Below are 15,639 nucleotides of genomic sequence, written 5' to 3'. Positions count from 1 at the left end.
CTTAGCGGAGAGTTTTACAGGCAAGATGGAAATAGCACTTGCTAAAAAGAATTGAATAAGATAAATAAGAAATCATACATATATGAACGATAGAAATTCAAGTTCCCCTTTAGGTTCGGAGGGGTTAAATGATAGAAATTCAAAATCTTCTTTAGGGGCAGTGGGTTACAGCAATACAAAAGCAACATTAGCCCTTGCAAAAGCGAGTTTCCGTTCCATTATGCGTAGTCCCTCAGCAGTGGTTTTCACCTTGGCCTTTCCATTAATATTTATATTGGTTTTTGGGTTTTTAGGCGGAGGCGGAACACATATTGATGTTGGTATTACGCCAGGTTCCGATATGAAAAACCCTGTGATTGGAATGCTCGAAAAAACCGGTATGATCCGTTTGGTTAAAAATAAATCAAAGGCTGATTATGACAAACTCCTTGAAAAAGGAAACGTCGATGCTATGATTGATGTGCACAGAAAAGTGAATTCCGTTGCCTATTCAGTAAATGTGGTTTACACCTCAGCTTCAATGGATAAAGGAAACATCCTAAAATCTGTATTGAATAATCTATTTTATGATAAAAATTTAAAGCCCTCTGTTGCAGAAATCAAAGAAAGTACAATTCATGGTCGTGAATACAAAACCATCGATTTCATTTTGCCAGGTCAACTGGGTTTCTCCCTACTAAGTACAGGAGTATTTGGAACTGCATTTGTATTTTTGAGCTTGCGCCAAACTTTGGTTATTAAGCGTTTTTTTGCAACCCCTGTTAAACGATCGAGTATTGTAATTGGAGAAGGCATAGCGAGGATAGGCTTCGCATTGTTGGGCGCATTGTTTATAATATTAATTGGTCATTTCTTTTTTAGCTTTACGCTGGTCCATGGAGCTCTCACGGTCGTCAATATGCTCCTATTGGCAGCACTTGGCGTAATCGTTTTTATGGGTTTCGGATTCATTATATCAGGAATAGCAAAAAACGAAAGTATGGTTCCTCCGATATCGAACATTGTTACCTTACCTCAATTCCTACTATCAGGTACTTTCTTTTCAATCGAAGCTTTTCCAACCTGGTTACAGCCCATTAGCAGAGCTTTGCCCCTTACCTACTTAAATGATGCGATGCGTAAAGTTGCTTTTGAAGGATTAGGATTATGGGATGTTAAGTTCCAGATCATGATTCTTTTACTTTGGGGAATCGGCATTTATGCAGTTGCTGTTAAGGTTTTTAAATGGGAATAAAAAAAAGTTTCTCAACATATAAAATTAATATCGGATAGAAATTTTTAAAGACTATCCGATTTTTTTTTCGTTAACCTTTTTTAACTTTTGGCAATTGGATATTGAAGTACTTTTACCAAAAATATCTACGAATGAAAAAAATTCTCGTTTTCTGTTTCTTCTTACTATTTGCAACAGGTTACGCTAAAGCTCAATTTAAGTTTCTTGCGCTCAACAGCTCCAATCAATATAAAGCCAAAATATTTGTTGCCAATTGTGCTGACGGCTCTTGCGGCGGCAAGGCAACAATAATTCTTTATGATAAAGCAACTGATGCGGAGCTTCAGACTTTCAAATCCACTGATTTAGATTTCAATTTAAATGAAAAGCAGAACGCGAATATCGGGTGGCTTGACCTGGGCAAATACCAAACACCGCTTGTTTTTGGGGATTTTAACTTCGACGGATTAGAAGATGTTGCAGTAAGAAACGGAAGTAATGGCGCATACAAAGAACCATCATACGATGTTTATTTAAACAGCACCAACAATAGATTTACACTCAATAATGAACTCACCAAACTGGCCAGCGAAAATCTCGGTATGTTTGATGTAGATCGAAAGTTAAAACAGCTTGCCATTCATCAAAAAGATGGCTGTTGTTATGATAAAACAATTAATTATATGTTTGATAGCAAGAAAGGATTAATAGAAGCATCTTCTGTTATCGAAGACTCAAGCATTGGAGATGATGTAACCGTTATTACTCAGAAAATGGTTGATGGAAAAGTTAAGAGAACGGTTCAGAAGTTTAAAATAAAAGATTACTACAAGCAATAATACTATAGTAATCCTTTTTATAAAGCGGCTTTAACCAAAAATGGAAGAATTTCCTTTTGGAAACTTACAAAGTTTTTGCGCACATCCGAATCACTAACAGACGTAAAAGCAAAAGAGAAAACAATGCTTTTACTTGCCTTTAACAAAAAGGCTAAGCCTTCTCGCCTTGCCGGATTGTTCTTAAAATTATCCAGTTGAAGATATGCAGCTAAAAGGAGCGCCTCTAACTGATCGGATAAATGTTTTAAAAATTCCTGCGAATTTGCATTTTCTCTTACAAAATCCCATCCAATAAACTCATTACAGGCTGTAAAAGAAAGTCTGCTGGTTTTCATAACCAAGGCTTTTAAATGCTCCTCTTCTGATGCGTAGCTTAATTTATTATGCAATATTTCGTGGAGATTTGAGTCTAGATAATCCATTAAGATACTATCTAAAACCTGCTCTTTGCTCTCAAAATATTTATAAATGGTTGCTTTTGCAATTCGTGCTTTTTTAGCAATCTCGTTAACACTTGTTTTGTGGTACCCGTATTTCCTAAAAAGTTCTTTGGCGGCCTTTTTAACCGTTTCTTTAATTTTATCAGCTTCCATTTTTAATTGCTTACACGTATTGTATTTCCTGTAATCCCTACAGTATACTGTTTCAAATATTTCTCTGCTGGAGCTTTAGCAGGACTTCCATCTTCGAGTAAAAATTTTGCGCCAGAACATGGATCCGTAACGGTTATGTTCGAATCATCAACAGTAACTGCGCATTTATTTTGTGGATTCACAGAGCTGCACCTATCGTATGCCAAATACTTTCCGGCTACATTTCTATATAAAATTAAGCCCGATATTCCATAACCATTAACAATAATTGCCTTGCCCGAACTTAATCCCGTTAAACTCGGATCGGTTAAAAGTGTGCTGTAATTTACAGCTACGTCTGGAATGTAGTTTTCTTCCTTTCCGCAACCCGAAAAGAGAACAAATGCGAACAATATGCTAAATAAATACTTCATTTTTAAATTAAAGCAGATTTGTATTGCTTCAAGAAACGAACATCATTTTCAGAGAATAAACGCAAATCCTTAATTACATATTTTAAATTAGCAATACGCTCTATGCCCATTCCGAATGCAAAGCCACTATATTTTTTAGAATCGATGCCACAGTTTTCCAATACATTAGGATCTACCATACCACAGCCTAAAATTTCTACCCAACCACTATGCTTACAAAGCTGGCAACCTGTACCATTACAAATGGTACAAGAGATATCCATTTCTGCAGATGGTTCTGTAAAAGGAAAATACGATGGGCGGAAACGTACTTTGGTACCTTCTCCGTAAAGTTCTTGAACGAAGTAAAATAGGGTTTGTTTTAGATCTGCAAATGATACATTCTCATCTACATATAATCCCTCTATCTGATGGAAAAAGCAATGCGCTCTTGCCGAAATGGCTTCGTTACGGTAAACACGGCCAGGCATAATTGCTCTAAATGGTGGTTTTCCTTGCTCCATCATTCTAACCTGTACCGAAGATGTATGCGTACGCAAAGCGATATCGCCTTTCTCCCCTCCTTTTTTAATGAAGAAAGTATCTTGCATATCTCTTGCAGGATGTTCTTCGGGAAAATTCAAAGCAGAGAAGTTATGCCAATCATCTTCGATTTCTGGGCCTTCTTCTACGTTAAAACCAAGTTTTGCGAAAATCTCCACAATTTCCCGGCGAACTAAAGCTAAAGGATGACGAGAACCGATTTCAAAACCTTCGCCAGGCAATGTCATGTCTAATTGTAAATTTTCAGTTTTAACACTGGCGTGCTCAGTAGATTCCTTTAAGGTAAGGTATTTTGATTCGGCAAGCTGTTTAAATTCATTTAAAACTTTACCCAAAGATTTTTTCTCTTCAACGGAAACAGATTTAAAATCATCAAAAATTTCTTTGATGATTCCCTTGCTTCCCAAATACTTAATTCGGAACTGCTCTAATTCGTCTGCTTTTTCAGTTACAAAAGCATTAATTTTTTCAGTGTATTGTGTTATTTTATCTTGTAACATGGCTTCAAATATACAGCTAATTTTCTAAAATTTTTAAGGTTGTTCGGTTCAAATAATCTATTTAAATGTCATTATTAAAGAAAATGAACCCAAAACAAAAAAGCTGCCTTAGGCAGCTTTTATATATTCTACAAAGGAATATTTTAAATTACACCAAGCTCTTTTCCAACTTTGGTAAATGCCGCAATGGCTTTATCTAAATGGTGTTGCTCATGCGCTGCAGATAACTGTACTCTAATCCTCGCCTTGCCTTGAGGAACAACGGGATAGAAAAATCCAATTACATAAATTCCTTCTTCAAGCATTTTAGCAGCAAAGTTTTGCGCAATTTTTGCATCATAAAGCATAACTGGAACAATCGGATGGAAACCTGGCTTAATATCGAAACCGGCTTCTGTCATTTTTTCGCGGAAATATTTGGTATTGCTTTCCAGTTTATCTCTTAAAGAAGTGGTTTCACTCAACATATCTAAAACCGCAATGGATGCACCAGCAATTGCAGGCGCTAATGTATTCGAAAATAAATATGGACGGGAGCGCTGGCGAAGCATATCAATAATTTCTTTTTTACCAGATGTAAATCCTCCCGATGCACCACCTAAAGCTTTACCTAAAGTTCCCGTAATAATATCTATTCTGTCAATAACATTGAAATGCTCATGAGTGCCGCGACCAGTTTTGCCAATAAAACCAGAGCAGTGCGATTCATCGATCATAACCAAGGCTTCGTACTTATCTGCTAAATCACAAATTTTATCCAATGGCGCTACCGATCCATCCATAGAGAATGCGCCATCCGTAACAATAATCCTATGTCTGCATTCTTTAGCTGCAATAAGTTGCTTTTCCAAATCTTCCATATCCGCATTTTTGTAGCGGAAACGCTGTGCTTTGCAAAGTCTAACGCCGTCAATAATAGATGCATGGTTTAATTCATCAGAAATAATGGCATCCTCAGCATTAAACAAAGGTTCAAATACACCTCCATTTGCGTCAAAAGCCGCAGCATAAAGAATGGTATCCTCAGTACCTAAAAACTTTGAGATTTTCGCCTCTAAATCCTTGTGCACATCTTGTGTTCCACAGATAAAACGTACAGAAGACATTCCATAGCCATGATCATCAATCGCTTTTTTTGCGGCTTCAATTACTTTTGGATGAGAAGATAGACCTAAATAATTGTTAGCGCAAAAGTTGGTAACCTCTACCCCACCGCTAACTTTAATATCTGCTCCCTGTGGTGTAACAATAATGCGTTCGCGTTTAAATAACCCGGCGTTTTCTATCTCTTCTAACTCTTTTTTTAGAGCAGGCTGTAATGTTTTGTACATGGCTTTTTCTTAATGGTTGATTTTGGCCCAAAGTTATAAAAAAACTCGTTACAGTCCTAAAAAGGCAACATTTTTGAATGTTTATAGAACAAACGTTTGATTGGTGATCATAATGTTTTTTGGATAATAAATTGCCTCAAAATTTATTTTTTTTAGAACTTAACAAACTTTAACACCTACCTGTATGTATAGTGTTAAAACTTATTCGATATTTATAGCTTACTAATCACACATATGTTAAGATTCTGCGCACTCATTCTTTTATCAATCCTAACAAATTTTGCCATTGCACAACAATATACGGTTACGGGTACCATAAAAGATTCTGGTGGACAGACCGTTCCTTTTGCCTCGGTTTATTTAAAAAATACAACTCAGGGCACTTCGGCAAACATTGATGGAAAGTATTCGATTAAATTAAATAAAGGACAACAAACATTAAGTTTTAGGGCTGTTGGATATAAGCAGCAAGAGCATATTATCAACCTGGATGATGATCAAAACCTAAACGTTACGCTATCATCAGAAAGCTATACCCTAGATAATGTGACCATCAGAGGGAATGCAGAAGACCCGGCTTATGCAATAATCCGCAAGGCCATAAAAGAACGCAAAACCCACCTTACCGAAGTAAAGGCATTTGATTGCAATGTCTACATTAAAGGTGTTCAAAGGTTAAAAGGTGCTCCAAAGAAGTTTTTCGGTCAGGATATTCAAAAAATTCTGGAATTAGACACCAACAGAAAAGGCATTATTTATCTATCCGAATCGGAAAGTAAATTTAGTTTCAGACGGCCAAACGATGTTCACGAAGAAATGATCTCATCTAAAGTTGCTGGAAGAAATAATGCTTTCAGCTTTAACAAGGCTTCAGATTTGATTATAAATTTTTACGATAATTATCTATTGGAAAATACTTTAAGTGCAAGAGGTTTTATTTCGCCCATTGCCGATAATGCACTTTTTTACTATAAATACAAACTTTTAGGCGAAACACAGGAAAATGGAGAAACCATTCATAAAATCGAAGTGATCCCACGCCGTGAAAATGATCCCGTTTTTAGAGGAATAATTTATATTATGGACGAGAGCTGGAGAATTTATAATACCGATTTATTCTTAACCAAAAGCGCCGGCATCAATTTTATAGATACTTTAAACATCAATCAATCTTTCACAAAGGTTAAGGATGTTTACATGCCAACAAATATCAATTTCCAATTTGCGGGCAATGTTTTGGGCTTTAAGTTTGCAGGCTATTATGTTGGGGTTTATAGCAATTACAATATAGATCCAAAATTCCCGAAAAACTTTTTTAATGGCGAAATTCTAAAAGTAACCGAATTGGTTAACAAAAAGGATTCGGTTTATTGGAAAAATAATCGCCCGATTCCACTAACGCTGGATGAAAAGCTAAACTATGTAAAAAAAGACAGCGTTGCAAAACTGAAAGAATCGAAGAAATACTTAGATTCTATTGAAAAAGACAACAACAAATTTGGGATTGGAAAACTTTTACTCAGGGGTTATAGCAAGAATGACAGGTACGATAAGGAATATTATACATTCGATCCGGTTTTAAGAGCAATATTCTACAACACCGTTGAAGGTTTTGCAATAAAATATGGCGTAACTTACCGTAAGGATTTTGAAAACAGAAGATCTTACAGTATCCGTCCGGAATTGCGTTATGGCTTTGCAAATCAGAAATTAACCGGAACCTTAACAGGAAGCTATTATTACGATCCACTAAAACGTGCAAGTATTGGCGCTTCGTTTGGAAATGGAATTTTCGATTTAAACAATCTTGGTTCGATGACTTTGCTTGGAAATTCTATTAACTCATTGTTCTATGAAAAGAATTTTCCAAAATATTACGAAAAGAGCTTCATTAACATTAATACGACCAGAGAATTGGTTAATGGATTACAAGCTAGCATTAGCGTAGATTATGCAAGAAACCATACTTTAACCAATAGTTCTACTTTTAAATTTATAGATGCAAAGGATAGAGAATTTACTTCGAACAATCCTTTTACACCAGAATCTGAAACACCATTATTTCCAACTTACAATTCTTTTAGTGCTACCGCGAGTTTGGTTTATACCATTGGTCAGAAATACATTACCCGTCCTGATGGTAAGTTTTACACCGAATCGAAGTTTCCTAAAATAACCGTTTTGTATAAAAAAGGATTTAAAGATGTTTTAAATAGTGATGTAGATTACGATTTTGTAAAGGCAGAAATTTATCAGGATAGAATTGGTTTAGGCTTATGGGGATATACTTCATTCCTGGTTGGTGCCGGAAAATTCTTAAACAATAAATCATTGTTTTATCCAGAATACAAACATTTTTCTGGAAACATTTCGACGATTTTTCCACCCAATATCAGGAAATTCCAATACTTGGATTTTTACCAGTTTAGTACAAACCAGCAATATTTCGAGGCGCATGTTGAACACAATTTTGCCGGCTTTTTTATGAATAAAGTGCCTTTATTGCGCAAAGCCAAACTCGAAGAATTTATCGGCGGAGGTTATTTATCATCACCAGAGAAAAGAAACTATAAAGAATTTTACTTTGGTTTACAGCGATTGGTATTAAGAGCAAGCTATGGCTTTGCCTACGATGGTGCCCGTAAATTAACCCAGGGATTTAGGATTAGCTACGGGTTTTAGGATGGTGGATACGAAATGTAAGATGGGTAATGAACCGTTTTTCATTTTACATCTTACATTTCACATCTTACATAATTTCCTTATCTTTGCCCCGCTTTAAACGCCGTTTGCAACGGTATCAATAGCGTTATGGAAAAATATCAAACACTACTTTATTATTGCTATAGCTATATAGCAAACGCGGAGCAATTTGCTACCGATCACCTTAAATTTTGTAAATCCTTAAATTTAGTTGGCCGTATAATCGTTGCTGATGAAGGTTTAAATGGTACTGTTTCTGGTACTATCGAAAATTGCAAAACCTATATGGAGGCCATTCATGCCGATGAAAGATTTGCTAAAACGGAATTTAAAATTGATGATGTTGAAGAGCCATCTTTTATCAAAATGCATTGTCGTTATAAATCGGAAATTGTTCATTCTGGCTTAAGAGATACTTCTATTATTAATCCAAACGAACAAACAGGAAAGCATTTAGAGCCTGTAGATTTCATGAAAATGAAAGATGAGGAAGATGTAATTATTCTTGATGTGCGCTCAAATTACGAGCATAATCTTGGTAAATTTAAGAATGCGATTACCTTAGATATTGAAAATTTCCGCGATTTTCCAGAACAGATTAATCAGCTTGCCCAGTACAAAGACAAAAAAATTCTAACCTACTGTACTGGCGGTATTAAGTGCGAAAAAGCTTCTGCCTTACTTTTGCACCACGGTTTTAACGATGTATATCAGCTCCATGGCGGAATTATAAAATACGGAAAAGAAGCTGGAGGAAAAGATTTTGAAGGCAAGTGTTATGTTTTCGACAATCGTATCGCTGTTGATGTTAATGAAGTAAATCCTACAATCGTTTCAGTTTGTTACAACTGCGGTAAAACTACACCTAAAATGATTAACTGTGCCAATCCGGAGTGTAATGAACACATTACGCAATGCGATGACTGTGGCGATGCATTGGAAGGATGTTGCTCAACCGCATGTACTACTAACCCAAGAAAACGTCCTTACGATGGAACTGGCTATTACGTTAAAGTACCTCAACCGGTTGGTAAAAAAACAGAAGCTGTAGGTTAAGGGTTAATTGGTTATAGTTAATGGTTCATAGCTAACGTCTGTTTACTTTCAAATAAGCTAATAATCAAAAATTCATTTAGCCATTAACCATTGTCTAATAACCATCTAACTTTTTTTCATTTACTTTGTTGCAACAATGGCTTAGCCAAATAACCATTTTATGCAAAAAACAGTACGTTTAATTTTCATATCCCTTATTTTAATATCCTTTAAACTTTTTGCTGCCGATATCAAAAGTATCGGGGTACCGTATATAGAAAATTACCCAAAAGCACTTTACGCTTCCGGAAATCAAAATTGGAGTATTGCAAAAGATCAAAATGGGGTTATGTACTTTGGCAATGCAGAAGGTTTGCTCACATTTGATGGCCGTTATTGGCAAAAATACAAGATGCCAAACAGGCAGATTGTTCGTTCAGTAGCGACAGACAATAAGGGAAGAATCTATACAGGGAGCTTCGGAGAATTTGGTTATTGGGCAATCAAAAACAATAAACTCACCTACAATTCACTCACCAATCTTTTACCAAAAGGCGTATCTGTTACGGACGAAGTTTGGAAAATATATGTCGATAAAGACAGAGTAATCTTTCAATCCTTTTCTAGAATCTTCATTTATCAAAACAACAAGATTGAAATCGTAAAATCACCATCATCTTTTTTATTTCTTCATAAAGTTTACAATCGATATTTTATCGAAGTTTTGGATAAAGGCCTTTTTGAGCTGAAGGGAAATAAATTAGAATTTGTAACACAAAGTGATAAATTGGGTAAGGAAGGAATTTTATCAATTTTACCTTACAAAAGTGGCGGTTTTATAATCGGTACGAGTAAAAACGGTTTATTTATATACGACGGTAAAAATTTTACGCCATTAAATACACCCGCAAACAACTATTTAAAAACCTATCAGTTAAACAATGGCGTAAGCCTGTTAGGTAAATATTATGCTTACGGAACCATATTAAATGGCCTAATCATTATTGATGAAGAGGGACGTATCGTTCAAAAAATCAATAAATCTAGTGGTTTACAAAACAATACGGTATTGAGTTTATATGCCGATAACGAACAAAATTTATGGACCGGACTTGATAATGGAATCGATCGGATCGAGCTAAACTCGCCACTCTATTTCTATTTTGATAAAACAGGACAATTTGGAACCGTCTACTCCAGTATTATTTTTAATGGCAAAATTTACCTGGGAACCAATCAAGGCTTATTTTACAGTGAATGGGCACCCAATAAAGAGCTATTATCTTTTAATTTTAGATTAATCCCCAATTCACAAGGTCAGGTTTGGGAATTGGCCATAATAGATAATGAACTGATTTGTGGCCATAATAATGGAACATTTAAAGTCCTTGGCGATAAAATTGAATGGATCTCTCATTCTAGCGGTGGCTGGACCATCAAGAAACTAAATTCGAGTCCAGATAATTTAATTCAAGGAACCTATACCGGACTTGCGCTCTTTACAAAGTCGCCAGCTTCCGGATTAAAATTTATTACAAAAATAGCTGGTTTCGATGCTCCATCCCGTTATGTAGAACAAGATAATAAGGGCGACGTTTGGGTTGCTCATGCTTACAAAGGATTGTATAAATTAACCCTAAATTCGGATTACACACGGGTTATCAGCACAAAGTATTTCGACGAAAAAAATGGCTTACCCGGAAATTACAACATTAATATTTTCAACTTAGAGAATAGAATTGTCTTTTCTTCTGATGTGGGTTTTTATACATACGATGAATTGAGCAACAAATTTACAAAGTATGAGGTTCTTAATAAAAAACTCGGTTCTTTCGCTACTTCAAATAAAATTATAAGTGCAGGCGATAAAAAATACTGGTTTATAAACCATGGCAAAACAGCTCTGGTTAACTTTACCGAACCTGGAAAAATAGAAATTGATTCAAATCAGTTTAGTCTATTAGACGGAAGAATGGTTCAATATTATGAAAATATAAGCCGAATTAGCAATTCTATATATTTAATCAGTGTTGATGATGGTTTTGTTATTTATAATACCAGTCAAAATACTGCATCAAATAAACACAGGCTTCCATTAGTTTTAATCAGACGGGTGGATGATATCACGGATAAATACTTCACAATTAGTGAAACCGGTAATGATGATGGTCCAACAGAGATTCGTTATAGTAGAAACAACATTCGAATTTCCTTCGCACTGCCATATTACAGGCAAGCAAAGATTAAATATCAATATTATTTAGAAGGTTATTCTAAAGATTGGTCTGACTGGAGTTACGCTACACAAAAAGATTTCACCAACTTAGGCAGTGGAAATTATACATTTAAAGTAAGGGCAAAAACCGATGATTCATCCATAAGTGAGGTTACAACCTACGAGTTTACCATTTTAAGACCATGGTATTTAAATAATTGGGCAGTTCTCTTCTACCTAATTTTTGCTGTAATTGCTTTGATAATGGGTAAGAAAATTTATGAACGAAAACTTCAAAAGGACAGTCAAAAAATCAGCGATCGCCTAAAAACTGAGCAAGATGAAATTTTAAAACAGGAAGCTGAAGCAAATGAAAGGCAAATTCACAAACTTCAAACAGAAAAACTCCAGGCAGAACTGGCTTCTAAAAACAGGGAGTTGGCCAACTCTGCAATGACTTTGGTTTACAAGAATGAACTGCTTCAAAAACTAGGTGACGAGATTGCAAAGCTGAAGGATGAAAGTGGTAAGAAATTATCCGAAGATCAAACTCGAAAAATCCAGAAGGTTATTAATGATGGGATGAATGATGAACGGGATTGGCATTTGTTTGAAAACAGCTTTAATGAAGCCCATGAAAGTTTCTTTAAAAAGCTTAAAGCCCAACACCCGGATCTTGTACCCAACGATTTAAAACTCTGTGCATATTTAAGGATGAACATGAGCAGCAAAGAAATGTCTTCCTTGTTAAATATTACTTTAAGAGGAGTAGAAATTCGTCGATATCGGCTGCGCAAAAAATTAGAAGTACCACACGATAAAAACCTAACAGAATTTTTAATGGAGCTGTAATAAGCGCAGGATTTTTGCAATAAACTAGGGTGTTGCTAGGTCGGGAACGTTTGCATAAAATTCTAATCTTCTGAACATCTTTAAAAATTTTTATTTCTAGTACTACATCATTACCTCTCATAGACAAAAATTACACCCCACAAATCACTTGGTGTATTTTGTACACTTGTGTGTAGGTAATTATTCAGTTACAATTGCTAAAACTGCATTTTTGGCCCAAAATCACAATTGGTTTTGATTGTTGAGATACCCTACACATCCATATGATGTAATAATGTAGAGGTAGAAACACTTGCACAGTCAGAAAAACAACCTCACATTTAGCTTAACAATTAAACTAAATTTATAATAAGCATGAAAAGAATCTTTACAAGAATTTCTGTTCTAGCCGGAATTTGTTTACTCGCAATTAACGTAGCATTTGCGCAAAACATTACCGTAAAAGGTAGGGTAACAGATGGAGGCGACAAGTCGACCATTCCTAGCGTAAGCGTGTTGGTAAAGGGAACACAAAATGGCACACAAACAGATGCAACGGGTGCATTCAGCATCAACGCTCCGGCGAATGCAACATTGGTATTTACATATATTGGATATGTAACACAAGAAGTGCCGGTAAATAACCGTACAACTCTAAATATTGTACTTGCTTCAAATAGCCAACAACTCGATCAAGTAGTGGTTGTGGGTTATGGTACACAAAGAAAAATTGATGTTACTGGTTCAGTAGCTTCAGTAAAAGGTGAAGACATCTCTAAGCAAGCTTCGGTTAACCCAATTAGCGCATTACAGGGTAAAGTTGCTGGTGTTAACATTACAAATAGCGGTTCCCCAGGTTCATCACCACAAATTACAATCCGTGGTACGGGAACAATTTATGGTAACTTAGGTGTATTATATGTAGTGGATGGTGTTTGGTTTGATGATGTAAGCTTTCTAAATCCAAGTGACATTGAAAATTTAAGTATTTTAAAAGATGCATCTTCTCAATCTATTTATGGTATTCGTGCTGCTAATGGTGTGGTTTTAATTACCACTAAAAAAGGTAAAACAGGCGATCCTGTAATTAGCTATAACGGCTCGGTAGGTTATAAAAAAGTAACCAATCAAATTGAAATGGCTAATGCTACAGAATATGCAACAATAATTAACGAATTGATTAAATCTAATGATGCAACAGCAGCTCCACTTTTTGCTAATCCAGCGAGTTATGGAGAAGGTACAAACTGGTACAATCAAGGATTTAGAAATGCATTGCAAACCAACCATCAGATTTCTGTAAACGGTGGAACTGAGAAAACAACTTACAACTTCTCTTTAGGTTATACAAATGAAGAGGGTATTGTTAAAACTCAAGACTATACTCGTTATACAGCCAAATTATCTAATGATTTTCAAGTTTTAAAACCATTGAAAATTGGCTATACGGTTTCTGGAACTGCAATTAATTCTAATGATATAGACGGGGGTATTTTTCGTCAGCTTTATGCTGCTGGCCCAGTAGTACCTGTTTATTATGCAGATGGATCTTATGGTGATGCGAACGATTTTGGATTAGGTGGTGGTAACAACTTTAACCCTCAGGTTACTTTGGATTATTTTAACCAAAAATCTAAAAACTATCGTATTACTGGAAATGTGTATGCCGAGTTAACTTTTGCAAAGCATTTTACTTTTAGAACAAGTGCAGGTGGCGAATTTGCACAAAATGAGGTTAGAGCTTATGCTCCTGTATATCAAGCAACTCAGGGACAGAGAAATACTCAGAGTAAACTTGACATTAAGAGAGATGAAAATAGAAATTGGATCGTAGAGAATACTTTAACCTACAAAAACACTTTCGGTGATCATAACATTACAATACTCGCCGGTACAACTGCACAACGTAGAAAAAATTATTTCATTAATTCTGCTGCATTTGACGTTCCCTACTCTAGCGATGGTGATTTATACCTTGCTTTAGGATCAGCTGGAACCCGTACTGTAGGTGACGGAGGAAGTTTAAGAACTTCGGCATCTTATTTCGGTCGTGTAAATTACTCTTTCAAAGATCGTTATTTATTAAACGCAACCATTCGTAGAGATGGGGCTTCTCAATTCTTTAACGGTGGGGATTTATGGGGTAATTTCCCAGCAGTTGGAGCAGGATGGGTTGTAACTAGCGAGGATTTTATGAAAGATCAAAAAGTTGTTAACTATTTAAAATTAAAAGGATCTTGGGGTAAAGTAGGTAACGCTGGTGTTCCGGTTAATCCAACAACTTTAACCATTGCTCAAGGTGGTAACTTAGTTGCATTCTTTAATGGTGTAGGCTATACAGGTGCAAGCGTTAACTCTATTGTTCCTTCATTCTTAAACTGGGAACGTACAGTTGGTACAGATTTAGGTTTAGAGGCTAGATTCTTAGACAATCGTTTGAGCATCGAGACTGGTTTTTACAACAAAAAAACGCAGCAAGCAATCTTTGATATTAACGTATTAAGCTCAATTGGTACTGCATCAAGCAAACTAATTGGTAACCAGGCCGACTTCCAAAACCGTGGTTTTGAATTCTTGGCAACATATGCTGATAAAACGAAAAGCGATTTTAGTTATTCAGTAAGTGCAAACGTTGGCATCAATAATAACAAAGTATTATCTGTAATCACAGGTCTAAACCCAATTTATGGTGGTGGACAAGGAATTGCAAATGGTGCATTAGCTACTAGAACCGTTCAAGGAAGTCCAATTGGTGCATTTTTCGGATATCAGGTAGCAGGAATTTTCCAAAATGCGGCTGATGTTGCTGCTTCAGCTCAAAAAACTTCGGCTAAGCCTGGAGATTTCAAATATGTTGATACAAACGGCGATGGTGTAATTGATGGAAAAGACCGTGTTGTTTTAGGAAATCCAAATCCAAAATACAGCTACGGACTTAGTTCAACATTTGGTTATAAAAATTTCGATTTAACACTTGATATTCAGGGTGTAGCTGATGTTGATGTTTACAATGCAAATATTGCTTATCGTTTTGGTAATGAGAACTTCAGCAAAGATTTTTACGATAACAGATGGCATGGAGAAGGTACTTCTACAACTTATCCATCAGCAAATGTGGGTTCTACTGCAAACGCAGCACCAAATTCATTCTACGTAGAAGATGGATCATATATCCGTTTAAGAAACATTCAACTGGGTTATGTTTTACCAGCTAGTTTAATGAACAAATTAAGCATTAAAAAAGTAAGGGTATTTGCTGATGCACAAAATGCTGTTAACTTATTTGGATACAAAGGCTTCACTCCAGAAATTGGATATGATACTGGTAGTGGTCCAACTTCAAGAGGTATTGATGCTAATGTTTATCCATTATCAGCAACTTATAGATTAGGTCTTCAAGTTACTTTCTAATATCAATTAAGA

Annotated in this window: 10 protein-coding genes; 6 read left to right on the top strand and 4 right to left on the bottom strand. The window is 35.7% G+C overall.

The annotated features are described in order from the left end of the window. The first annotated feature begins 82 nt into the window (after nt 1-82). Both DF947_RS17120 and DF947_RS17115 read left to right on the top strand, forming a co-directional pair. Complete coding sequence (locus tag DF947_RS17120; protein WP_109931268.1) at nt 83-1,234, top strand: ABC transporter permease; 1,152 nt, start codon at nt 83-85, stop codon at nt 1,232-1,234. A gap of 131 nt (nt 1,235-1,365) precedes the next feature. Further along, nucleotides 1,366-2,052: an XAC2610-related protein gene (locus tag DF947_RS17115; protein ID WP_109931267.1), complete on the top strand. Its 687-nt coding sequence runs from the start codon at nt 1,366-1,368 to the stop codon at nt 2,050-2,052. 17 nt (nt 2,053-2,069) lie between these two features. On the opposite strand, the gene DF947_RS17110 is transcribed toward DF947_RS17115, so the two are convergent. The 4 genes from DF947_RS17110 to kbl all read right to left on the bottom strand — a co-directional run bounded on the left by DF947_RS17110 (nt 2,070) and on the right by kbl (nt 5,432). Continuing rightward, nucleotides 2,070-2,645, bottom strand: coding sequence for a TetR/AcrR family transcriptional regulator (locus tag DF947_RS17110; protein ID WP_109926116.1), 576 nt, complete (start codon nt 2,643-2,645; stop codon nt 2,070-2,072). 2 nt (nt 2,646-2,647) lie between these two features. After that, nucleotides 2,648-3,058 carry a Rieske (2Fe-2S) protein gene (locus DF947_RS17105; protein WP_109931266.1) on the bottom strand — a complete coding sequence of 137 codons (411 nt, stop codon included), beginning with the start codon at nt 3,056-3,058 and terminating at the stop codon, nt 2,648-2,650. 2 nt (nt 3,059-3,060) lie between these two features. Beyond that, entirely contained in the window at nt 3,061-4,101 is a 1,041-nt protein-coding gene (gene pheS / locus DF947_RS17100; protein ID WP_109931265.1) for a phenylalanine--tRNA ligase subunit alpha, read from the bottom strand. Nucleotides 4,102-4,244: 143 nt separating this feature from the next. Then, complete coding sequence (gene kbl, locus DF947_RS17095) at nt 4,245-5,432, bottom strand: glycine C-acetyltransferase (protein ID WP_109931264.1); 1,188 nt, start codon at nt 5,430-5,432, stop codon at nt 4,245-4,247. Between the two features lie 234 nt (nt 5,433-5,666). Here kbl and DF947_RS17090 point away from each other — a divergent pair, with 234 nt between their 5' ends. From DF947_RS17090 to DF947_RS17075, 4 genes are all read left to right on the top strand, one after another. Next, on the top strand, nt 5,667-8,114 hold the full coding sequence (locus DF947_RS17090; protein ID WP_109931263.1) for a DUF5686 and carboxypeptidase regulatory-like domain-containing protein: 2,448 nt from the start codon (nt 5,667-5,669) through the stop codon (nt 8,112-8,114). 129 nt (nt 8,115-8,243) lie between these two features. Further along, a complete protein-coding gene (gene trhO / locus DF947_RS17085) occupies nt 8,244-9,191 on the top strand; it encodes an oxygen-dependent tRNA uridine(34) hydroxylase TrhO (RefSeq protein ID WP_109931262.1) in 948 nt (315 codons plus the stop codon). Between the two features lie 160 nt (nt 9,192-9,351). After that, on the top strand, nt 9,352-12,237 hold the full coding sequence (locus DF947_RS17080) for a ligand-binding sensor domain-containing protein (RefSeq protein WP_109931261.1): 2,886 nt from the start codon (nt 9,352-9,354) through the stop codon (nt 12,235-12,237). Between the two features lie 354 nt (nt 12,238-12,591). After that, nucleotides 12,592-15,627: a SusC/RagA family TonB-linked outer membrane protein gene (locus tag DF947_RS17075; protein WP_109931260.1), complete on the top strand. Its 3,036-nt coding sequence runs from the start codon at nt 12,592-12,594 to the stop codon at nt 15,625-15,627. Nucleotides 15,628-15,639: the final 12 nt, after the last annotated feature.

Origin of the sequence: Pedobacter paludis, assembly GCF_003173575.1 — a bacterium.
GTDB classification, from domain to species: domain Bacteria; phylum Bacteroidota; class Bacteroidia; order Sphingobacteriales; family Sphingobacteriaceae; genus Pedobacter; species Pedobacter paludis.
Note: the sequence above shows the minus strand (reverse complement) of the source record. Positions and strands in the feature narration are given on the sequence as shown.

Bases quoted from the DNA above. Each gene is read 5' to 3' on its own strand.
- DF947_RS17090 (WP_109931263.1), top strand. From the start codon at position 5,667: ATGTTAAGATTCTGCGCACTCATTCTTTTATCAATCCTAACAAATTTT.
- trhO (WP_109931262.1), top strand. From the start codon at position 8,244: ATGGAAAAATATCAAACACTACTTTATTATTGCTATAGCTATATAGCA.
- pheS (WP_109931265.1), bottom strand. From the start codon at position 4,101: ATGTTACAAGATAAAATAACACAATACACTGAAAAAATTAATGCTTTT.
- DF947_RS17110 (WP_109926116.1), bottom strand. From the start codon at position 2,645: ATGGAAGCTGATAAAATTAAAGAAACGGTTAAAAAGGCCGCCAAAGAA.
- DF947_RS17105 (WP_109931266.1), bottom strand. From the start codon at position 3,058: ATGAAGTATTTATTTAGCATATTGTTCGCATTTGTTCTCTTTTCGGGT.
- DF947_RS17080 (WP_109931261.1), top strand. From the start codon at position 9,352: ATGCAAAAAACAGTACGTTTAATTTTCATATCCCTTATTTTAATATCC.
- kbl (WP_109931264.1), bottom strand. From the start codon at position 5,432: ATGTACAAAACATTACAGCCTGCTCTAAAAAAAGAGTTAGAAGAGATA.
- DF947_RS17115 (WP_109931267.1), top strand. From the start codon at position 1,366: ATGAAAAAAATTCTCGTTTTCTGTTTCTTCTTACTATTTGCAACAGGT.
- DF947_RS17075 (WP_109931260.1), top strand. From the start codon at position 12,592: ATGAAAAGAATCTTTACAAGAATTTCTGTTCTAGCCGGAATTTGTTTA.
- DF947_RS17120 (WP_109931268.1), top strand. From the start codon at position 83: ATGAACGATAGAAATTCAAGTTCCCCTTTAGGTTCGGAGGGGTTAAAT.